This window comes from Streptomyces sp. CY-1, from assembly GCF_047218265.1.
Taxonomy (GTDB): Bacteria; Actinomycetota; Actinomycetes; order Streptomycetales; family Streptomycetaceae; genus Streptomyces; species Streptomyces niphimycinicus.
Map to the genome: position 1 here is coordinate 10269673 of NZ_CP178393.1, position 21013 is coordinate 10290685.

At 71.3% G+C, this 21013-nt stretch carries 15 protein-coding genes; 7 read left to right on the forward strand and 8 right to left on the reverse strand.

Annotated elements, in window-relative coordinates; translation table 11 throughout:
• The first annotated feature begins 82 nt into the window (after positions 1-82).
• On the forward strand, positions 83-1102 hold the full coding sequence (locus tag ACK1X7_RS43805; protein WP_385152657.1) for a YeiH family protein: 1020 nt from the start codon (positions 83-85) through the stop codon (positions 1100-1102).
• Positions 1103-1342: 240 nt separating this feature from the next.
• Here ACK1X7_RS43805 and ACK1X7_RS43810 read toward each other — a convergent pair whose 3' ends face one another.
• Positions 1343-2731, reverse strand: a complete 1389-nt coding sequence (locus ACK1X7_RS43810; protein ID WP_385152654.1) for a PHB depolymerase family esterase — start codon at positions 2729-2731, stop codon at positions 1343-1345.
• Between the two features lie 458 nt (positions 2732-3189).
• On the opposite strand from ACK1X7_RS43810, the gene ACK1X7_RS43815 reads away from it, so the two are divergent.
• On the forward strand, positions 3190-3951 hold the full coding sequence (locus ACK1X7_RS43815) for an IclR family transcriptional regulator (protein ID WP_413116593.1): 762 nt from the start codon (positions 3190-3192) through the stop codon (positions 3949-3951).
• A 76-nt stretch (positions 3952-4027) separates the two neighbouring features.
• Here the strand turns inward: ACK1X7_RS43815 and ACK1X7_RS43820 are convergent, their stop codons facing one another.
• Positions 4028-4951: a triacylglycerol lipase gene (locus ACK1X7_RS43820; RefSeq protein ID WP_385152648.1), complete on the reverse strand. Its 924-nt coding sequence runs from the start codon at positions 4949-4951 to the stop codon at positions 4028-4030.
• A gap of 199 nt (positions 4952-5150) precedes the next feature.
• The gene (locus ACK1X7_RS43825; RefSeq protein ID WP_385152645.1) at positions 5151-5633 is read right to left on the reverse strand and encodes an Lrp/AsnC family transcriptional regulator; all 483 of its coding nucleotides are present in this window, start codon (positions 5631-5633) and stop codon (positions 5151-5153) included.
• 162 nt (positions 5634-5795) lie between these two features.
• On the opposite strand from ACK1X7_RS43825, the gene ACK1X7_RS43830 reads away from it, so the two are divergent.
• Positions 5796-8141, forward strand: a complete 2346-nt coding sequence (locus ACK1X7_RS43830; protein ID WP_390794918.1) for a transketolase-like TK C-terminal-containing protein — start codon at positions 5796-5798, stop codon at positions 8139-8141.
• 139 nt (positions 8142-8280) lie between these two features.
• Here ACK1X7_RS43830 and ACK1X7_RS43835 read toward each other — a convergent pair whose 3' ends face one another.
• Positions 8281-8781: a hypothetical protein gene (locus ACK1X7_RS43835; protein ID WP_390794874.1), complete on the reverse strand. Its 501-nt coding sequence runs from the start codon at positions 8779-8781 to the stop codon at positions 8281-8283.
• Positions 8782-9103: 322 nt separating this feature from the next.
• On the opposite strand from ACK1X7_RS43835, the gene ACK1X7_RS43840 reads away from it, so the two are divergent.
• A complete protein-coding gene (locus tag ACK1X7_RS43840; RefSeq protein WP_390794875.1) occupies positions 9104-10081 on the forward strand; it encodes a TDT family transporter in 978 nt (325 codons plus the stop codon).
• A 19-nt stretch (positions 10082-10100) separates the two neighbouring features.
• Here the strand turns inward: ACK1X7_RS43840 and ACK1X7_RS43845 are convergent, their stop codons facing one another.
• The gene (locus tag ACK1X7_RS43845) at positions 10101-11282 is read right to left on the reverse strand and encodes an MFS transporter (protein ID WP_413116594.1); all 1182 of its coding nucleotides are present in this window, start codon (positions 11280-11282) and stop codon (positions 10101-10103) included.
• Positions 11283-11393: 111 nt separating this feature from the next.
• Complete coding sequence (locus tag ACK1X7_RS43850) at positions 11394-11897, reverse strand: metallophosphoesterase family protein (RefSeq protein ID WP_385157271.1); 504 nt, start codon at positions 11895-11897, stop codon at positions 11394-11396.
• A 98-nt stretch (positions 11898-11995) separates the two neighbouring features.
• Between ACK1X7_RS43850 and ACK1X7_RS43855 the strand changes: the two genes are divergently transcribed.
• On the forward strand, positions 11996-12574 hold the full coding sequence (locus ACK1X7_RS43855) for a tyrosine-type recombinase/integrase (RefSeq protein ID WP_390794877.1): 579 nt from the start codon (positions 11996-11998) through the stop codon (positions 12572-12574).
• 109 nt (positions 12575-12683) lie between these two features.
• Positions 12684-13370, forward strand: coding sequence for a GntR family transcriptional regulator (locus ACK1X7_RS43860; RefSeq protein WP_413116595.1), 687 nt, complete (start codon positions 12684-12686; stop codon positions 13368-13370).
• A gap of 79 nt (positions 13371-13449) precedes the next feature.
• Here ACK1X7_RS43860 and ACK1X7_RS43865 read toward each other — a convergent pair whose 3' ends face one another.
• Positions 13450-14835, reverse strand: coding sequence for an aminopeptidase P family protein (locus tag ACK1X7_RS43865; RefSeq protein WP_413116596.1), 1386 nt, complete (start codon positions 14833-14835; stop codon positions 13450-13452).
• Between the two features lie 161 nt (positions 14836-14996).
• Between ACK1X7_RS43865 and ACK1X7_RS43870 the strand changes: the two genes are divergently transcribed.
• On the forward strand, positions 14997-17333 hold the full coding sequence (locus ACK1X7_RS43870) for a collagenase (protein WP_390794879.1): 2337 nt from the start codon (positions 14997-14999) through the stop codon (positions 17331-17333).
• Between the two features lie 100 nt (positions 17334-17433).
• Here the strand turns inward: ACK1X7_RS43870 and ACK1X7_RS43875 are convergent, their stop codons facing one another.
• Positions 17434-20940 (reverse strand): phosphodiester glycosidase family protein, encoded by a 3507-nt coding sequence (locus ACK1X7_RS43875; protein WP_413116597.1) that lies wholly within the window; start codon positions 20938-20940, stop codon positions 17434-17436.
• Positions 20941-21013: the final 73 nt, after the last annotated feature.

Sequence of the window (21013 nt, forward strand, 5' to 3'; positions counted from 1 at the left end):
CGGGCCTGTCATGCCCTTGGGGTATGACGTCCTCACTTATTGACCGGTACCGCGCCCGGCGCAGCACGATGATGATCGGGGCATGACCAACCCAGGACACGTTGTCGAGCGTGCCGCAGACGCCGCCGGACCAGTTCGTTCACTGGCCCCGGGGCTGTTCGTGGTGGCTGTCGGCACGGCTGCCGCGTTCTGCCTCAACAAGCTGGTGCCCGCCGTGAGCGCGCTCACCGTCGCGGTGGTCCTCGGAATCGCCGTGGGAGGTCGCCTTCCGGCGAAGACCCAGGAAGGTCTGGGCTGGGCGACGAAGAGGTTTCTGCGCCTCGGCGTCGTTCTGCTCGGGCTTCAGCTCGGGCTCGGCGAGGTCTTCGGGCTCGGTGCGGGAAAGGTGCTGGCGGTCGTGGTCACCGTGCTCGTGACCTTCTTCGGAACCCTCCTGCTCGGCCGGCTGATCCGAGTGTCGCGGGGACTCGCGCTGATGGTGGCGACCGGATTTTCCATCTGCGGGGCGTCGGCGATCGCGGCAATGGACAGCGTCACCGAAAGCGATAAAGAGGACGTGGCGACGGCTGTCACTCTCGTGACCCTTTACGGAAGCGCCGCGATCGCGCTCATACCGTTCGTCGGTGAGGCGCTGGGAATGAGCCCCGAGCGCCTCGGGTCCTGGGCCGGACTCTCCGTTCACGAAGTCGCTCAGGTCGTCGCGGCCGCGTCACCCGCGGGCGCCGGGGCGGTCGCCATCGCTGTCGTCACCAAGCTGACCAGGGTCGTGCTGCTCGCCCCGATGGTCGCCGGCGTCAGCATCGTTCAGCGCCGGCAAGGCGGGGCCGCTACGGGGAAACGTCCGCCGATCGTTCCGCTGTTCGTCCTCGGATTCCTGATGATGATGCTGGTTCGCAGCAGCGGTATCGTGCCGCCGACCGCGCTGTCCGTGGTCAAGGTCGTCACCACGCTGCTCTTCGCCGCCGCACTGTTCGGGCTGGGCAGCGGCGTCAAAATCGGTGCGCTGCTTCGGGCCGGAAAGCGAGGTCTTGCCCTGGGGGCTCTGTCCACGCTTCTCGTCGCGGTTGTCGGCTATGGCGCGCTGGCCGTCGTCGGTGTGTGATCGCGACTGATCTCTCCGCGTGGAAGGCGGCGAGGCTGATCTGCTCGTAGATGAGGTCGTCCGCACCTATGGCCTTCGCGATCGCGTCCGTCCGCTACGACCCCGATGTCGCGGGTGGCGACGAAGTGCAGCGGAAGGTCGGGGTCGAAGGGGGCGCTGATGCGGTGGAGCCCGGTGACCGGGCCGGTGCCCTCGGCGTGCTGGGCTCCCCAGCTACCGAGCCCGACGACGCGGGTCACACTAACGTGACTGATCGAAGAGCCAGTCGATGGCGACGTCGTTCTCATAGGTCTGTGCCCACGCGAAGTGGGCGCTCACCGGCGTCGTTCCGGGTGTGTAGCTCGTGAACAGCACATGGCTGCCGGTCCTGCGGGCCCGGTTCAGCAGGGCCCTGGACCGGGCCTCGAACTCCGCTTTCGGCAGGTCGTTGGCCCACTCCCCGCGGGTGATGGGTGCACCGGCGCTCTCCAGCGCGTTCATCAGCGTCCAGGTGCCGGGCTTGCCGAACCGTCCCTCGCGGTAGGGGACCACCGGGTCGTCGATGGAGTGATCGGCCCAGATCGGGATGTGCGTGATCCGCTCCATGGTGGAGGGGTCGCCCCAGCCGGCGGTGGCCAGGGCCGCGGCGAAGGTGCGGGGATGCCTCGGGAGGAGGTTGAAGATGCCTCGGGCACCCGATGACAGGCCGACGAGATAGAGCCGGTCCGCGTCGACGGGGCGCTGCGTGGTGAAGGCGTCGATGAGTTCGACCAGCGCGGTGCGGACCCTGGGGTCGGTCCAGTCCGTACCGTCGGGTCCGTCCATGGGGCGGGGGAGTGGGATCTGGGGGGCGAGCACGAACGCCGGGTTCCGGCGCTGGCGTTCCGGCTTGGCGAAGGTGACGGCGACGCGATTGGCGGTGAGCTGCGTCATGTTGTTGTCGGCGACCTCGCCGCCGCCGTGCAGGGTGACGACGAGCGGATACCGGGTGGCCGCCCCCGGACTCCGCACGAACCCTTCCGGTTGATACAGCCGGAAGGCCAGCTCGAATCCCGTGGAGTCGGTGAACGATCCCGCCGAAAAGTCGTCGACCACCGGGGTGATGACGTCGTCGTTGCGGATCGCCAACGGACCGGCCGCGAGCACCGGATCTCCGCCGGGGGTCCGCACATCGGCAGTCTGCCTGACGGCGTAGGCGCGATGGAGCGGAAGAGGGTCGGTGCCGGCGGCCTGCGCATTGGTGTCGTCCGGGTCGAGCTCGATGATGAGGTATCTGCCCGGCCGTCCCCGGTGGGGGAGGTCGGCCGTCCCGGCCACGGTGTTCGGGTAGACCCGGCGGACGGTTCGGGCCGCGCTCTGCCCGCCGAGGTCGGCGGTGACCTGGAACGCGGAGGGTGGGATGACGCCGCCGCGCAGGTCGATGGGGTTCGCGTAGCGGATGGCGACGGCGGTCACCCGCCAGTTGTTCCTGGGCGTCACCCGTGTGATGAGGGCCGTCCGCAGCGCGGGACCGGCTCCGGACGCCACCGGTCGTCCCGGCGCCGGAGCATCGGACGCCGCGGTGGCCGTAGTGGCCGCGTTGATCACCATCGAGGCGGTGACGGTACCTCCGGCCATGGTGAGCGCCGTACGTCTGGTGATCCTTCTCATGGGTCCTCCGTAAGGTGTCGGGCAGCCGGAGAGGGCCGGATGTGGAGCCGGCCGTCTGGTGCGGTGAACCGAGGATGAGCCGTACGGGGTGATGAGCGCCGACGCGTGGCCGGGCGACGTCGTTCCGGGAGCGGGGCGGGTGGCGGGCGTCCCCCTGCCACGGGTGAGTCTCCAAGCCGTGGCCAAGCGGTGTCCAGCGTCGAAACCGGGATCTGTCGATGCGTCATATGCATCAATCCGGCCGTGTGCTCGTGCTCCCCGGGCAAGCGGTTCGACTCCTGCGGCTTTCTTATGCGTAAACGACAGCTTCATATCCGGGGGCGAGGGGTGGCCGTGTCTTCGTGCGCACCTGAAGCTCTTGTTGTATGCATGTCAATACTCTGGCGCACGGCCCTATCCGCCGAAGGGATCGCCATATGCGTTCAGCGCCGCCTCCGCCTCCGCCTCGGCCCAGCGGCATGCCCGCTGAGCAGGAATCAGCCCCCCGCTCGGTGACCGGCCGGGTCCTCAGTGTGCTGGACGCGTTCGCCGGAGAACGCCGTCGGCTGACCCTCTCGGACATCAGCCGGCGAACCGGGATACCGCTGGCCACCACGCACCGGCTGGTCGGCGAGCTGCTGTCCTGGGGTGCGCTCGAACGGAACCGGAACGGCCGCTACGAGATCGGCCTGCACCTGTGGGCGGTCGCGGCCACGGCCCCACGATGGCTGGAACTGAGAGACATGGCGATGCCCTTCCTCCGGGGCCTGCACCGGAAGACCGGGGGACAGCAGGTCCGGCTGACGGTGCTGGACGGCATGGAGACGGTGCTCGTCGAGCGGATCGGTGCCCCGGCCGCCGACGGAGCGGGCGAACCGGTCGGCGGCCGGCGCCCGGCGCACGCCACCGGTGACGGCCTGGTGCTCCTCGCCTATGCCGGGGCGACCGCCCAGGAGCGCTATCTGGCCCACCATGCCCTGACCACCGGTCTGCGGCATATGCTCGCCGAGGTGGAGCGGACGGGCTGTGCGGTGAACGGCCGGTGGTCCGGTCCGGGAAGCTGCGCGTCGGCCGCGGCTCCCGTGCGGGACGCGACGGGCGAGGTCGTGGCCGCTGTGTCCGTCCTCCGGGGGACCTCTGGCGGCGGACAGAGCATGCTCGCGCCCGAAGTCATGGCCACCGGCCGGGCCATCTCCCGAGCGCTGTGTCATCGGCATCGTCATCGGCAGAACGGCGCGTGAGGACGGCGCGCGTGAGGACGGCGCGTGAGGACGGCTCCCGCGGCGGACCGCAGGAGCCGTGGGTGCGAGGACCCGCTCAGAACGGGCAGGTGTCCTGCCAGCGCGTGACCAGGGCGGGGCTGTTCTTGTCCGCTTCCCGCGCGGCACCGCACAGGAACGGGCTGAAGCGGGTGTCGCCGTACAGCCAGCGGCTGAAGAACGACACGATCCACTTGCCCTGCTTGGCCTTGTTGCCGTAGCCGGTCATCGGGCAGAGGTGGTCGCCGGGAACCTCGATATAGAGCTTCTCGGCCTGGGACATCGAGTTGTACCAGGGCAGAGCGTAGGTGTTGCCGTGTGCGACGGGGTCGCTCTGGCAGGTCATGAAGAAGGTGGGGTCGGTCACTCCGGAGAAGTTCTGGTTCGGGTTGTACGGTGCCAGCGGCACGCCCGCCTTGAAGCGGGAGTCGTCCCGGAGGGCCACCATGACACCGCCGCCGCCCATCGAGTGACCGGCCGCACCGAGTGTGCCGTTCACCTTCCCGTAGATCGGGTTGCCGAAGGCGGAACCGAACGAGATCAGTTGGGTGCCGGCGGCGCTGATCTGGCGGCCGCGCGACGCGGGATCGTCGCCCAGCGTAAAGGTGCCGACGTTGATGACGACGAAGCCCCAGGAGGCGAGGCGGGGCGCGAGCCATTGCAGGTTCTGCTGGGTCCCTTGATAGCCCGGCATCAGCACGACGCTCGGGTACGAGCCACTGGCCGTCGGGTAGGTGATCGTGCCGGACCCGTATCCGCTCGGATTGGGAACGGTGTAAGTGGCGGTGGCCAGCGGCCCGTTCGTGGCCTCGAGCGAAGCGGCGGTCGGATCCGGGATCGTCGCGAGGACGGAAGCGCTGTCGGCGGACGAGCCGGTCGCGGGCCCGCTCCGGGACTGCCGCTCGGCGGCCGCGGTCGGTGTGACGGAGGCGGTCAACAGCGCGGAGACGAGGGTGGTCGCCAGCGCGATCAGCACGGCCACGGAACGGGACCGGGACCGTAACGGCGAAGTCCTTCTGGGCGAACGACGAGTTGGACGCATCAAGAGACCTCCAGGACGCTGCGCGGGTGCGCGCTGCCGGAAGTGCAGCGCGTCCGCAACGTAAATTCCGCCGGAGACACCCGGAAGTCGGGTTTCTGCCCAGCGGAAGGGAAGGCCCGCCGTGTCCCCCTACCGCCCGCTATCCGCCCGCCGCGGCACGGCGCAGCAGTGGGGTGAGGCGGTGCGGCACCAGTTCGCGCATGGCCAGGGCCGTCGTGGTGCGCTCGATGCCGGGGATGGCGAGGATCTGTCCCGCGATCCCGTACAGGGCCTCCACATCCGTGGCGACCACCCGTATGAGCAGATCCGTCTCGCCGCTGAGGCCGAAGACCTCCACGACCTCCTCGATGCCCGCCAGCGCGTCGGAAACCTCGGCCAAGCGGTGCTGATGGACCCGCGCGGTGACGAACGCGGTGAGCGGATGGCCCAGCGCCTTCGGGGTGATCCGGCGTTCGAAGGAGTCCAGCGCGCCGCCCTGCTCCAATCTGGCCACCCGGGCCTGGACGGTGTTGCGGGACAATCCGAGCTGCTCGGCCAGGGCGACGATGGTGGCTCGAGGATCGGCGGCAAGGGCGAGCAGGATCCGCGCGTCGGTGGCGTCCAGCCCTCGCTCATCGCTCATGGTGCCCAATCGATGTCCCTCATCCGCCTCGGAGTCTGAGCAGAATGCATAGTCCTACGGGAACATGTTGTGCATCCAAAGGATTATCTGTCTACTGGCGGAGCACAACGTCAATTTCTGCGGAAGCAAGGTGCGGACAGTGGGGTGCGCTCTGTGACGGTCGTGAACTCGGAGCTGAGGTCAGTCGGCGGCAAGGGCCCGGGCGCTGCCCGGGAGGCGCAGCTCGCCGCGCTCGAGGCGGTCGAACGGCGCGTGCTGTGGCTGTCCACGGCGATCATCGATCATGCCAACCGGGTGCGGCCGAACCCCTCGGGGCTCAAGGTCGGCGGTCACCAGGCGTCCAGCGCCTCGATGACCTCGATCATGACGGCACTGTGGTTCCACGCGCTGACCTCCGAGGACCGGGTGTCGGTCAAGCCCCACGCCTCGCCCGTACTGCATGCGATCAATTATCTGCTGGGTGAGCTGGACGAGTCCTATCTGACCACCCTGCGCGCCTTCGGGGGCCTCCAGAGCTACCCCAGCCGGTCCAAGGACCCCGACCCGGTCGACTACTCCACCGGCTCGGTCGGCATCGGCGCCACCGCGCCGTTGTGGGGTGCCATCGCGCGGCGCTACGCGGAGGGACATTTCGGCGGGGCCGGTACGGGACGGCAGTACTCCCTGCTGGGCGACGCGGAACTGGACGAGGGCGCGATCTGGGAAGCGATCCAGGACCCGATGGTGCCGGGCCTGGGCGAAGTGGTGTGGGTCGTCGACCTGAACCGGCAGTCCCTGGACCGCGTGGTGCCCGGTATCGCCGCGGAGCGGCTGCGGGGCATGTTCACCGCCGCCGGCTGGCAGGTGATGAACCTCAAGTACGGGCGGTTGCTCCAGGAGCTGTTCGCGCGGCCGGGTGGCGAGGCGCTGCGCGCCCGTATCGACGCCATGGGCAACCCCGAATACCAGCGCCTGCTGCGCTGCTCCGCCGAGGAATTGCGTGAGCGCCTGCCCGGCACCGGCTCCACGGCCGGGCCGATCGCCGACCTCATCGCGCCACTGGACGACGCCTCGCTGCTGGCGGCGGTGCGCAACCTGGGCGGCCATGACATCCGCGCCCTCATGGACGCGTACGACGCCGTCGACGACACCCGCCCGACCGTGATCTTCGCGTATACGGTCAAGGGCTGCGGGCTGCCCACCGAGGGCCATCCGCAGAACCACTCCTCCCTGCTGACCGGCGACCAGATGAAGGCACTGGCCGACCGGCTGGGGACCGATCTCGACCGTCCCTGGGCGGCCTTCGGCGACGGCTCGCCGGAAGCGGCCCTGTGCGCGGCGGCCGCCGATCGGCTGCGCCGCCCAGGACACACGTCGCGGCGGCCCCCCGAGGTGCCCGCCGACCTGGCCCGCCCGGCACCGACCGGTACCGGCAACACCCAGCAGGCGCTCGGACGCGTCCTGCTGGACCTCACCCGGCGGGCGCCGGAGGCGGCGGAACGGATCGTCACCGTCAGCCCCGACGTCAGTTCCAGCACCAATCTCGGTGGCTGGCTCAACAAGGTCGGGGTGTGGTCGCCGACCGAGCGCCCCAACTGGTTCGCCGACGACGCCGAGACGATCCTGCACTGGCGGGAGCGGCCCACGGGCCAGCATGTGGAGCTGGGCATAGCGGAGACCAACCTGGTCGGCCTGCTCGGCGAGCTGGGCACCACCTGGAGCCGCTGGGGCCAGCCGCTGCTGCCGATCGGTGTGGTCTACGACCCCTTCGTCAACCGGGCCCTGGAGCCGTGGTCCTTCGGCATCTACGCCGGTGGCCAGTCGATCCTGGTCGGCACGCCGTCCGGCGTCACGCTCGCCCCCGAGGGCGGTGCCCACCAGTCGATCACCACTCCGTCACTCGGTATCGAGCAGCCCGGCTGTGTCACCTACGAACCCGCGTTCGCGATCGACACCGAATGGTGTCTGCTGGCCGCGCTCGGCAACCTCGGTCGGCCGGACGGGAGCTCGGCCTACCTGCGGCTGTCCACCCGGCCCGTCGACCAGTCCGCGGCCGCGGTGCCGACCGACCCGGCCGCGCGTGAGCGCCGCCGCCGGCACGCGGTCGCCGGGGCCTACCGGCTGAGGCAGCACGAGAACCCCGTGGTGACCCTCGCCGCGATGGGCGCGCTGGTCCCCGAGGCCCTGGCCGCCGCCGACCGGCTCGCGGCCCTCGGCCACGGCGCCGATGTCGTCTGCGTGACCAGCCCGGACCTGCTCTTCCGCGCGCTTCAGGCCCGCCGCGGCCTGTCGGAGGACCCGACCTGGATCCTCGACCAGATCTTCCCCGCCGAGCGGACCACGCCGCTCGTCACCGTGCTGGACGGTCACCCGCACACCCTTTCCTTCCTGGGCACGATCCAGAACACGCCCCTCACCACCCTCGGCGTGACCCGGTTCGGCCAGTCCGGTGCGATCGAGGACGTCTACCGCTACCACGGCATCGACAGCGACGGCATCGTCGCCGCGGCGCTGGACCTCGTCGAGTAGGGCGAGGGTCCGGAGGCACACGGGCCTCGCGCCTTGGAGGTGCCGCACATACGAGGGTGCCGTCCGATGGGGGACGGCACCCTCGTATCCGCGGCCCTTACGCGGCCTTCCAGCCGTGTTCCCGCGTCCGCGTCCGGTGTTATCTCGGCATCTCCGTCGATGTGCCGTTCACCGTTCCGGTGGCCCTCGTGGGACGCTCCAGGATGCCCCGGGCGTCGGGCGGGGCCGGTTCCGGGGCGCCGGTGGTGTGCTGCGGGCCCGTGGACTCGGTGGCGCCGGCGCTGCCGTTCGCGGTGCCGTTGTGCGGCTGCGCCGACCCGTTGATCTTCTCGATCGCCTGCCGGGCCTGCTCACCGGGGGAGCGGGCCGCCAGCGGGGGTGAGGTGTGGGGCGCGGTGGGCGCGGGCTGGTTCCGCTCCCGCTCCGGTTTGGCGTGGACGCCGATGGTCTGGGCCGTCCCGTGACGCAGCCGGTGGCTGACCGCCTCGTCGAGGCTCACCGGCCGCTGCGACTGGGCCGCCAGCCGGCCGGCCTCCTGGCCCAGCGCGGCGACCACTTCCCAGGGCAGATGGAGCACCAGGCGGACTTCGGCGTCGCCATCCGGCAGCGCCTGGATGGGAGGGATGAACCGGTCATTCATGGAGCGGGGCCTCCGGTCTCGGTTTCGGCCTGTGCGGACGGCGCGCGTCCCCATGGGCAGGACGCACACAGAGCCATACGGAGAACCGGCCCCGCGCGTTCACCTGACCTACGGAGGGCTGTCAGGTCTCGCCGAGCACGATCGTCACTCACGGGGGCATCACGTACGCCGTGGCGTGCGACAGGTGCGACGGTAAGGGCGTCGTCTCGTATTTCCGTGGCTGCCGGCGTCCCCGGATGACATGGGGAAGTCGCGGAGGCGGCCCGCGGAGTGCACAGTCGGTTGCGGTGGCTCACCAGCCGGATTTGAAAGGAGCCCGGCGATGACCGTACGGCGCGTCCCGCCCAACATTTTCAGCATGGCCTTCGGCCTGGCCGGTCTCGGCGGTACCTGGGTGGCCGCTGGTCAGGCCGGGCATGTGCCGGTGATCGTCGGAAGAGCCCTGATCGGACTGGCCACTGTCGTATGGCTGGTATCGGTGGGATGGTATCTGCGCTACGTGTGCGGCGGCAGGGGGAGGCTCCGCGCCGATCTGGAAGACCCCGTGGCGAGTCCGTTCACCTCCCTGGCGCTGATCACCCCGATGCTGTTGGCGGCCCAGGGACTGGCGCCGTACAGCCCGATGGCGGGAAAGGTTCTGGTGGACGTCTTTCTCGTGCTGACCGTGTTGTTCGGCGGATGGCTCACCGGACAGTGGGTCTGCAGGGACATGGAACTGGACCGGATGCACCCCGGCTACTTCCTGCCCACTGTGGCCGGCGGCCTCGTTTCCTGCGCCAGCGCCGCGAGGGTGGGACAGACCCGGCTGGCCGAGGTCATGTTCGGCTTAGGCGTGATCTGCTGGTTCATCCTCGGTTCGATGATCACGGGAAGGCTGTTCCACCGCCCTCGACTGCCCGCGCCGCTCCTGCCGACGATGACGATCGAGGTGGCCCCCGCCGCCATCGCCAGCGTCGCCTACTTCGCACTCGACAAGGGCCGGGTGGACTTCATCGCGGCCGCGCTGGCCGGATACCTCTTGCTGATGGTCATCGTCCAGCTCCGGCTGGTCCCCCTCTACGCGCGCCTGCGGTTCACGGTCGCCACGTGGGCCTTCACCTTCTCCTGGGCCGTGGTCGCCACCACCACGCTGCACTGGATCGATGACGGCAAACCGGCGGGCCACCTCGTCTACACCTACCTCGTCCTCGCGGCCGTCACCATCCTCATCGGCGGCATCGCGGCCCGGACCGTCCTGGCCCTGGCCCGTGGCCAACTGTTTCCGCCCTCGTCGCCCACCTCCGGCGCCCACAGCCCGTAGACAAGCAGGGTTGAGTCAGTCATTTCTGTAGAAAAGCATGTCGACGCCGGGCTCGTGGGCCACAGCCGGGCCGTATCCGCGTCAGCAGCGCGCCCGCGACCCCGAGTGCGGCCCCGCACCCCGTGACCGCGACGAGGAAGACCGGCAGGGTCGGCGCCGTGGCGGCTCCGACCAGCGCCACCACCCCCAGCACCAGGGCCCCGGCCATCGCCCGCACCGCGTCCGCCGTGCGGATCCGCCCCGCCAGCGGCCCGGCCAGCGCCATCGCGCCCGCCGGGGCCAGGAAGGCCACCCCCGCGCCCATCGCCGACAGCCGCCACTGCCCCTGCAATGCCAGGGGTACGACGAACAGGACGACCACGGTCGCGGCATTGGCCGCCGCCCCGGCCGCCGTGAGAGCCACAAAGCGCCGGTTGCCGAACAGGGCGAGATCCACCAGCGGATGCGCCGTCGCCCGCTCATGCCGCATGAAGACGACCCCGAGCCCGACCGCGAGCGCCAGGGCCACCGCCGAGCGGCCCGAGACCCAGCCCCACAGTGGCCCCCGGTCGACCAGGACCGCGAGCGCCGCCAGCGCGCCGGTCGCCGTGACCAGCCCCGCCGCGTCCACGGACGCCGGTGCGGTGGTGTCCCGCGACTCCCCGGCCCGTGCCGCGCACACCACCGCGACCAGCGTGAGGGGTACGTTCAGCCAGCACACCGCCCGCCAGGACACCGCCTCGGTGAGCGCCCCGCCGACGTACGGCCCGCACACCGTGGCCACGCCCCCGATGCCCAGTGCCCGGCCCATGACCCGCGCCCGCGCACCGGGCGGGCAGGCGTTCGTCAGCAGGGCGAGACCGGCCGGCATGGCCATCGCCCCGCCCGCGCCCTGCACCACCCGCGCGCCCACCAGCACCGGAAGCGATGGGGCCAGCGCACAGACCAGCGACGCCACGCCGAACACCACGAGACCCGCCGTCAGCAACCGGCGGCGGCCGTACAGATCGCCCAGCCGCCCCGCGCCCGCCATCAGCGCGCCGGCCGCGAGCAGATACCCGCTGACCACCCACTGGAGGCCGCCTCCCGCCACCCCCAGATCCCGCCCGATCCCGGGCAGGGCCAGGTTCAGCGCGAACGCGTCGAGCTGGACGCGGAACACCGTCGCGGACACCGCCGCAAGCGCCCATCGCCCCGCGGACCCACCACTTGCCGTCGTCATCACACACTCCTCGGCACCCGAAAAGAACAGGTCGGATACCGGGGCTGAAAAGAGAGACGGGCGAACGGAAGGAAACAGGCGCGGCCAACCCGCCCGGGGAACGGCGATCGGTCAGCGGCGGGGCGGCAGCCGGTGCAGCTCCACGGCGGTCAGCCGCCCGGCCTCGATCGCGGCCGTCAGATACGTACAGTACGGCTGCCGGCGCCGGTCGGTGGGGGAGCCGGGGTTGAGCAGCCGCAGCGGCCCCTCGGCCGTGGAGTCCCACGGGATATGGCTGTGGCCGAACACCAGTACATCAAGGTCGGGGAACCGCTCGGCGCAGCGCCGCTCCCGCCCCCGCGCCGCTCCGGTCTCGTGCACCACGCCCAGCCGCACTCCCGCCAGCTCGGCCCGGGCCACCTCCGGCAGCCGCGCCCGCAGCTCGGGCCCGTCGTTGTTGCCGTACACCCCGATCAGCCGCCGTGACCGCTCCTGGAGCAGATCGAGGGTGGCGAGGTCGACCCAGTCGCCCGCGTGGACCACCACATCGGCGTGCGGCAGCCGCTCCAGCAGCTCCCCGGGGAGCGCCTTGGCGCGCCGGGGAAGATGGGTGTCGGACATCAGCAGAAGGCGCACACGGACGACCGTACCGCCGTGATGCCCTTGACGGGGACATCGATGGAATAAATAGTGTGCCAAGCGACTCGGTGTCGCAAGTCTCCCAGGGAGTGGACATGGCAGCGCGGTCCCAGGCGCGGACGACGAAGGAGACGGCGAAGGAGGCGGCGCGGGAGCGCTATCCGCGGCCGGTGGTCTCGGCGGCGGAGGCGGAGTGGATCTGGCGGCAGCTCTCGGTGCAGGCGATGGAGGACGGCGCGAAGCCGGAGACCGTACGGCTGGCCGTGGTGGTGGGCCTGGCGCGGGCCAGCGGCGCCCGGTACGGCGGACTGCTGCGCTGCGAACTGTCGTCGCTGGACCTGGACTCCGGATGGGTGACCATCGAGCACGGCAAGCATCGCGTCCCGCGCCGGCACGGCCTGGACCGCGGCACCGTGCTGGTGCTGCGCCGCTGGCTGCGGGTGCGGCAGGAGCTCTGCGCCGAGCTGGAGGGGTCGGTGCCGGACGCGCTGCTGCTGACGGTGCACCACACCCATGACAACGGCGTGACGGTGATCGCCGGGCTGCCCATCACCCGGCAGGGGCTGGTGCTCTCCTGGCGCCGGTTCGTCCACCGTACGAACGCCCGGTACGCCGGTCGCCGCCCTCCGCTGCCCACCCGCTTCGAACAGGTCCGCCGGGTCTGGGACACCTGAGCCCGTTCCCCGCCGGGTCCCGGCCGGGCCACTGTCGGGTCGATTGCGCAACGTGACATTGTACGCTTGGCACTCCGCGCCGACTCGACGTGCCATTCGGAGGGCCGAGATGGGTGAACTCAAGCATCGGAGCCTGGCCACCGTTCAGCACCGGCTGCGCGACCAGGTCGCCCATCAGCTCCGTGCGGCCCTGATAGCGGGTGAACTCCGGCCGGGCACGGTCTATTCGGCGCCCGGTCTGGCCGCGGACTTCGGGGTCTCGGCCACCCCGGTCCGGGAGGCCATGCTCGACCTGGCCCGCGAGGGTCTGGTCGAGCCGGTGCGCAACAAGGGCTTCCGGATCACCGAGGTGAGCGAGCGCGATCTCGACCAGTACACCGAGATCCGGGCGCTGATCGAGGTCCCGGTGGTCGGCCGGATCACCCGCACCGCGACCCGCGCCCAGCTCGAGGTGCTCCGCCCGATCGCCCTGGAGATCGTCGACGCGGCCGCCGCGCATGACCTCGTGGGCTATCTGGAGGCCGACCGCCGTTTCCATCTCGAACTGCTGGGCCTCAGTGGCAATGACCGCCTCGTCGAGACCGTCGGCGATCTGCGCAAGCGCTCCCGTCTCTACGGCCTGACCTGGCTCGACGAACACGACCAGCTTCTGCCGTCCGCCGAGGAGCATGTGGAACTGCTCGATGTGATGCTGACCGGGGACGCCGAGGCGGCGGAGGCATGCATGGCCCGCCACCTCGGCCATGTCCGTTCCCTGTGGGCCGAGGGCCGCGAGGATGGGGCACGAGTGCTCTGACGGGGCCGCCGCCCGCCGGGCCTCTTGGACGGCTTGGGCGGGGGCGGTCCCTTGGGCGGAGGCCCGGCGCGATCGCGGATCAGCCGGACGGGGACAGCAGCCGGTCCATCCACTCCTCCACCGCATCGGCCGTGCGGGGCAGGGCCGTTGACATCAGGCGGGCGCCGTCGGCCGTGATCACCAGATCGTCCTCGATGCGGACGCCGATCCCGCGCAGTTCGGGCGGCAGGGTCGTGTCGTCGGGCTGGAGGTAGAGGCCCGGTTCGACGGTGAGAACCTGGCCCTCCTCCAGGACGCCGTCCAGGTACTGCTCCGCGCGGGCCCGGGCGCAGTCGTGGACGTCGAGCCCGAGCATATGGCCGGAGCTGCACAGGGTGTAGCGCCGGTGGAGGCCGCTTTCGGCGGTGAGTGCCTGTGCGGCGGGGATGCGCAGCACGCCCCAGTCGGCGAGGCCCTCGGCGAGCACGGTGGAACAGGCCCGGTGGAAGTCGCGGAAGCTCGCGCCCGGTTTGAGGGCGGCGATCCCCGCGTCCTGCGCGGCGAGCACCAGCTCGTAGACCCTGCGCTGGACGGGGGAGAAGCGCCCGGAGAGCGGCAGGGTGCGGGTGATGTCGGCGGTGTACAGCGCGTCGGTTTCCACGCCCGCGTCCAGCAGCAGCAGTTGCCGTGGGTCGAGCGGGCCGTCGTTGCGGGTCCAGTGCAGCACACAGGCGTGGGCGCCGGCGGCGGCGATGGTCTCGTAGCCGGTGCCGTTGCCCTCGGCGCGGGCGCGCAACTGGAAGACGCCCTCGATCCAGCGTTCGCCGCGGGGGTGGCGCAGTGCCGACGGCAGGGCGCGGACGACGTCCTCGAAGCCGGTGGCGGTGTGGTCCACGGCCTGCTGGAGCTGGGCCACTTCCCATGGGTCCTTCACCAAGCGCAACTCGCTGAGGGCGGCGGCGAGTTCGGGATCGCGGGAGGCGTCCCGGCCGGGGCCGAGGCGGGCGAGGCCGGTCAGGTGGGCGCAGCGGAGGCCGGTCAGCCGCTCGGTCTCGGCCAGGTCGGGGCGGCGGCCGACCCAGAACTCGCCGTACTTGCGGTCCCGGTAGAACTCCCCGTCCTCGTCGCGTGGTGACCGCGGCCGCAGGTACAGCACCGGCTCGCCGTCCGGCTCCAGGACCAGCACATGGCCGGGCTGGTCCTCGCCGGTCAGCCCGGTCAGCCAGGCGTACGCACTGTGCGGGCGGAAGCGGTGGTCGCAGTCGTTGGAGCGGACCTTCAGCTCGCCGGCCGGGATGAGCAGCCGCTCGCCGGGGAAGCGGGCGGCGAGCCGGGCCCGGCGGCCGGTGAGCTGTTCGAAGCCGGGGACGCGGGAGTCGTCGGGGGGTGGGGCGGGGGCCCAGCCGGCGGCCATCGAGCGGGCCAGGGCGTCCGATACGGGCAAGTCATGGCTGCCGGTGTGGAGTTGGGTGGCACGCGCGGTCACGGACACCTCCGGTGAAGGAAATCTGGATGACCTTTGTCTGACACCTTGTCAGTGCAATTTCACATTACTATGTTACAGGTCACATCTCGTGAAGTGAAGGCCATTGCCTCGGGCCCCCACTCACCCCCCCACTCACCCCCCACCGCCTCTTGGAGGTTCAGGTGTTACATTCGCGCTCCTCGCGCAGACTCCTGCTGGCCGCGACCCTCGCCGCCGCACTCGTGATGCCACTCGGGCAGGCCGCCGCGGCCGCGCCCAGGGACCCCGCACCATCCGCCCATCCGTGGCAGCCGAAGGCGGCACCGAAGCCCCCGCCCCGGCCCGCCGACAACCCCCTCGACCACGCCCAACGTCTCGACGTGAAGCCGGAGTTCAGTGCGCCTCCGGCCCCCGCGCCCCGCTCCGTCACCGCCGATGGACGGATCCCCGGCCCGCTGTCCGAGCGGGCCACCTCGCACCACCACAGGAAGCCGTCGGTCGCCCCCTGCACCCTGGACGGCATCACCGGGCTGAGCCCCGATCAGTTCGCCGACTTCCTCGCCGACCCCGCGGTCACCGCCGACAACTGTCTGCGTGGCCTCATCTGGAACTGGGACCCGCGGCTGATCCCCGTCATGTCCGACGCGCACGTCCAGACCGTGGCCCGGCGCATCGCCTCCCTCGCCCCCGGCCATGACGGCGCGAACACCAGCCACCTGTACGAGATGTTCACGTACCTCCACGCGGTGGCCTACCACGACTTCTCGCACGACGAGATCGACACCACCGACGCCCCCACCGTCAACGCGGTACGCGGCGCGGTCGACGCCTTCGGCGCCGCGGCCCACAGCTTCGACGCCACCCGGGCCAACGCGGACACCCTGCGCGAGGCCCTGATCGCGTGCAGCGGGCCCGGCGGACGCCAGTACCAACTGGGCCTGGTCAAGAAGGTCCTGGCCACCATGGACTCGGGGCACACCGCCACCAACAAGGACCAGTCCTGGGGCAACGCCGCCCTCTCCGCGCTCTCGCTGAACTACCTGGGCGTCTACTCCGGGAACCAGGACAAGGAGTTCCAGGCCGCGGTCGCCGCCGACCCCGGCTACCGTGCCGCCTTCAAGGCGTTCGGCGACTACACGCACCTCAAGGACACCCCCAACGCCTGGGTGGCACGGGACGCCCTCCTCGAGTACGGCCGCTTCGGCGAGATCGACTCCCTCAAGCAGCAGACCGTCACCGACCTCGGAGCCCTGCTGCCCGTCACCGTCCGGAACTTCGGCGAGGGCAGCGCGCCCTGGGGCAAGGTCGTCTCCTGGCTCATCACCTTCGACGCGTGCAAGCCCTACGGCGTGTGCAAGGAGGACATCGAGAAGCGGATCTTCCCTAACACGTACTCCTACGACAACGGCGGCATCAAGGTCCGCACCGCCCTCGACCGCGCCACCGTGGACCAGCTCTACTATGCGTCCAAGCAGGTCAAGGCCCAGTTCCACCGGGTGCTCGGCACCGAGGAGCCACTTGCCGGGGACCCGAACGCCACCCTGAACATCGTGCTGTACGCCTCACGCTCCGACTACGAGGTCTACCATCCGATGCTCACCGGCATGGGGACCGACAACGGCGGTGTCTACATCGAGAAGGGCGCGACCTTCTACACCTACCAGCGCCGAGTGCCCCAGGACTCCTCCCTCACCCTGGAAGAGCTCTTCCGGCACGAGTACACCCACTACCTCAACGGCCGGTTCGCCGTCCCCGGCTCTTTCGGCGAGGGCCCCTGGTACGAGGGTGACCGCACGACCGCCATGGACGAGGGCAGCGCCGAGTTCTTCGACGGCTCGACCCGTGACGACGGCATCCGCGTACGCCAGTCCCTGGTGCGTGACATCATCAACGACACCCAGGGCGGCAGGCCGCGGATGACGATCAACGAGATGCTGCACGCGACCTACGACCGCGACGGCTTCCGCTTCTACTCCTACGCGGGAACGTTCTTCGAGTTCCTGTGGCGCGACCACCCGGCGAAGCTCCAGGAGATGTACCGGTTCATCCGCGCCGACGACCCCGTCGCCTTCGACAACTGGCGCAACCAGCAGGGCGCGGACGTCAACCTCCAGCAGCAGTACAACGTCTTCCTCGACCAGCAGATAGCCAGCGTCGACGATCTGTTCGTCCCGGACACCACGTTCGTCCCCAACCAGGACCTGACGCTCACCGACGCCGCCGGGGCGCAGAGCGCCTTCTCCCGGGCCACCGGCGATCAGCCCGCCTGCCAGGACAATGGCGACCGCGAGCACGGACGGTTCGTCTGCACCGGCAAGATCACCGCGAACCTCAGCGACCCCGGCAGCCTCAACAAGGTCTTCACGGAGATGTCCGAGGCGGTCGACGCCAATCTGCTCGACCGTACCAAGCCCGCCGCCGTCGACTTCGGCGATATGAACTGTAGCTTCGGCCGTCCCACCGTCACCGGCAACTCCGGTACCGCGGACTTCAGTTGCGAGGGACCGCTGCGGCGGTGACCTGACGTTCGGTACCGCGCATCCGCACCCGCTCGGTGCGGATGCGCGGGCCGATGTCCCAGCGGGCCGTCCGCCGGAACCGTGTTCCGCCGGACGGCCCTCAGGCCGCGGGTGCCGCGGCCGCCGCGGTGACGGTGAACCGCGCCTGTGCGGTGGCGCCGTTCACGCTCACCGCGAGGGTGGCCGTTCCCGGGCGCAGCGCGGTCAGCTTGCCGCTGGTCGGGTCGTACGCCGCCACATCACGGCGCCCGGCGTGGTCCGGGTCGCCGATGTGGACGCCCGGCGAGCCGGTCCAGTCCGCGCTCAGCGGGAAGGCGACCGGTACCCGGCGGGCAGCGGGCCCCTCGCCCTGGAAGACGGTCGCCGTGATGTCGGCGGTCCGCCCGGTGCGCAGGTCGTCCGGGGCGGTGACGGTGAGCCCGTCCACATGGGCGCGGGTCTGCACGGACACCCAGTCCGGGCCGCCCTGCCACGGTGCGTGGCGCGCTGCCTCCTGGTCCCGGGCCGGGACGCGGTCCACGCCGACCATCGACCAGCCGGTGAAGCCGCCCTGGTTGGGCGGGGTGGCGGGGTTCTTGCCCGAGTTGCCGTTGATCAGGTACGGGACGCCGTCCACCCGTGAGGCGTGGAAGGTGCCGACGTGGCCGCCGATGAACGCCGCGCCCTTGCCCGTCGTGCGGCGGAAGTCGGTCAGCCAGCCCTCCAGCAGCGCCGCCTCCTTGCGGTCGCCGAGCTGGCTGCCCTGCTGCGGGGTGGGGTCACGCGGCGGCACATGCTCGATCACCATCACCGAGCCGATGCCGGGGTCCTTCGCGGCCGCGTCCAACTGGGCGCGCAACTCCTTGATCTGGTCGAAGCCACCGGCGCGCAGCCCCAGCCGTGAGGTGTCCAGGGTCAGGAAGCGGGTGCCCCGGTGGTCGAACGAGCGGTGGGCGGGCCCGAATTCGCCGGTGAAGTTGTCGATGGAGCCGCCCATCACCTCATGGTTGCCGGGCACGTAGTACCAGGGCAGCTCATCGCCCAGCTCCTCGTTCAGCACGGTGCGGGCGAAGGACAGATCGGCGGGGGAGCCCTCGTCGACCAGGTCCCCGTTGATCACCAGGAAGTCGGGCTTGGCCGCCTTGATCTCCCGCAGGGTGCGGCGGGCCTGGGCGACGATCGGGCTGCCCGGATCGCGGGCCACGAACTGCGCGTCGGACATCACCGCGAACCGCCAGTCGCGTCCCCGCACCTGTGCGGCGGTGGAGATCAGCGGATCGGGGCGCACGCGCTCGGTGGGCAGCTCGACGGAGGGCGGCACCCGCGCCGAGAGGTCGTCGATGACCACACTGCCGGTGTACTGGCGGGTGGCGCCGGTCTCGGCGAGGTAGAAGCGGTTGACCTTCAGCGGATAGGCGACCCCGGCCGGGACGTCGAAGTCGACATGCCGCCAGCCCGTCCAGGTCACATACGGTCCGCGGAGCAACTGGTCGGAGCCCGCCGCGTCCTTGAGGTGCAGAGTGGGCCACGCCCCCTTGCCGTCGCCCTTGATCCACAGGCCGAAGGACTGCGGCTGCCCGTCCACCTCGATCTGCTGGGGCGGGGTGACATAGGCCGCGCGGGTGGCCGTGGACTGGGTGAAGTCGTAGTCCAGCTTCAGCCCGGTGCCGGTGTGGCCGTCGGGCGTGGCCTCCGCCGAACCGGAGGCGCGGGCCTGGCTGAAGGCCCAGCGGTCGGCGTCGTCGAAGGACGCCTCCTGCCGCTCGGTCAGGCCGACGGTGACGGCGAGCACCGTGGTGGCGCCGCCGACGCCGACCTTGACCTGCCCCGCGGCCTGGTCGTGGCGCGCCTTGACGGTGAAGGTGCCCGTCCGGGGGTCCGGGGCGATGTCGAACAGCCCGTGGTCGTACGAGAGCCGCACATCGGAGGGTTCGACGGGGGCGCTGGTGCCGTGCGCGTCCAGGCCGACGATGCCGAACCGGCCCGTGGCCTCGGCATCGGCCAGGCCGACCAGCCGGCCCGTGGGCTGGATCCGGTCCAGCCGGTCCAGGACGGTGAGGCCGATGTCGCCGTGGGCGGCGCCGCGTCGGGCGGTGACGGTGGTGTCACCGCCGTGGCGGGCGGTGAAGGTGCCGTCGGCGCCGACCCGGCCGATGTGGGAATCGGCCGTCCGCCACTGAGCCGCGCCGTCCGCCGGGCCGTATGTCTCGTCGTAACCGGCGGCGGTGAGGCGGCGGGTGAGCCCGGGGAAGACCCGCTCGGGGTGGCCGCCCCGGACCGGGTCCGCGGTGGGCGCGGCCGCGCGGTCCATCGCGGTGTCCACCCAGAAGCCCTTGAGCCGGCCGCTGCCGTCGGGCGCGGTGAGGGCCAGGCCGTTGGGGACGGTGCGCTCGGCGCCGTCGGACGGGCTGTTCTCCACCCGGGCGGTGTCGCTGCCGGGCTCGCGGGCGACGAGCGTGGAGGAGCCGCCGCCGTCCAGGTTGAGCGCGCTGTAGGCGCCCGCGTCCCTCATCATCAGGCCCAGCTCGGTCAGGGTGACCCCGCCGCTGTCGGCCTGCCGCCCGTCCACGGTGAGGATCTGCATGGTGCGGCCGTCGCGGGAGAAGCCGACCGCGGTGCGCGGCGCCGTGGTGTTGTTGCCCTCGCCGTCGTGGCCGACCGGCTTGCCGTCCACGACCAGCGGTTCCCGGCCGCCGACGGCCGTGCGCGGCAGATCGCCGTCGTCGGTGCGCGGCCGGTACTCCATCGACACCGCGTCGCCGACGGCCAGTGCGGACAGCGTGTCGGCCCCGGCGTCCCGGCCGAGCAGCACGGTCGCACCGGCCGGGATCGGGCCCTTGCCGGGCGCGCCGGCCGCCTTGGTGACCTTGCCGTCCACGACCGTGACCTCGGCGGTGCGCCGTGCGCCGTCCACGGTCTGGGCGCGGTCCGCCTCGCCCCACTGGGCGGTGTACGCCCCGATCCCGGCGGCCGGGACGTTGGCGGCGTTGAGGGCGGCGAGCGGATGGGGGCCGTCGGGGAGGGTCAGGGTGCCGTCGAAGTAGAGCTGGAGGACGCGGCCCGCGTCGGCCGGGCCGATGCCGACGGACTGGGCGGGCCCGGCCGCGGAGGCGGAGTTGACGAGGCGGCCGTCGCCGATCCCGTTGCCCTCGGGGGCGCCGGTCTGGTTGATGTCGAAGAAGTCACCGTTGATCGCCGCGACCGTGCGGCGCCCCGGCCCGGCGTCGTGCTCGGCGGCCAGTTGGGACACCGTCCGCCGCTTGGCGACCTGGTCGGGGTGGAGATAGTCGACCTTGGTGCCGCCGGCCAGGTCCACCGACAGCGCGTCGACCCGCAGCCATTTGTCCGACTCCAGCCGGTCGTACGAGGTCAGCTTCACGCCCGGGGCGACCGGCCGCGAGGAGCGGGCGGTCTGGAGCCCGTCGCCGTCGGCCACGGACCGGGTACCCGGCGCACCGCTGGCGGCGGGTGGCGCGACCGGCCGCAGCATCTCCGTGGAGACCCGCGGCAGGGGTTCGGGTGCCGGGGCGGGGGTGGTGCCGGCGGTGGCCTGGCCGGCGGCGCCCAGCACAAGGGCGGACACCGCGGCCAGGGCCGCCAGAGGTCTGGCGAACGCGACAGGAGGCACGGCAACTCCATGGGGCCAGGGGACTCGCGTGGTTCACACGCACAGCGCCCCAGCATCGCCCCGGAGTTGACCG

Excerpts from the sequence above, each read along its gene's own strand:
- ACK1X7_RS43805 (WP_385152657.1), top strand. The coding sequence starts at position 83 with ATGACCAACCCAGGACACGTTGTCGAGCGTGCCGCAGACGCCGCCGGA.
- ACK1X7_RS43810 (WP_385152654.1), bottom strand. The coding sequence starts at position 2,731 with ATGAGAAGGATCACCAGACGTACGGCGCTCACCATGGCCGGAGGTACC.
- ACK1X7_RS43815 (WP_413116593.1), top strand. The coding sequence starts at position 3,190 with ATGCCCGCTGAGCAGGAATCAGCCCCCCGCTCGGTGACCGGCCGGGTC.
- ACK1X7_RS43825 (WP_385152645.1), bottom strand. The coding sequence starts at position 5,633 with ATGAGCGATGAGCGAGGGCTGGACGCCACCGACGCGCGGATCCTGCTC.
- ACK1X7_RS43835 (WP_390794874.1), bottom strand. The coding sequence starts at position 8,781 with ATGAATGACCGGTTCATCCCTCCCATCCAGGCGCTGCCGGATGGCGAC.
- ACK1X7_RS43840 (WP_390794875.1), top strand. The coding sequence starts at position 9,104 with ATGACCGTACGGCGCGTCCCGCCCAACATTTTCAGCATGGCCTTCGGC.
- ACK1X7_RS43845 (WP_413116594.1), bottom strand. The coding sequence starts at position 11,282 with ATGACGACGGCAAGTGGTGGGTCCGCGGGGCGATGGGCGCTTGCGGCG.
- ACK1X7_RS43855 (WP_390794877.1), top strand. The coding sequence starts at position 11,996 with ATGGCAGCGCGGTCCCAGGCGCGGACGACGAAGGAGACGGCGAAGGAG.
- ACK1X7_RS43860 (WP_413116595.1), top strand. The coding sequence starts at position 12,684 with ATGGGTGAACTCAAGCATCGGAGCCTGGCCACCGTTCAGCACCGGCTG.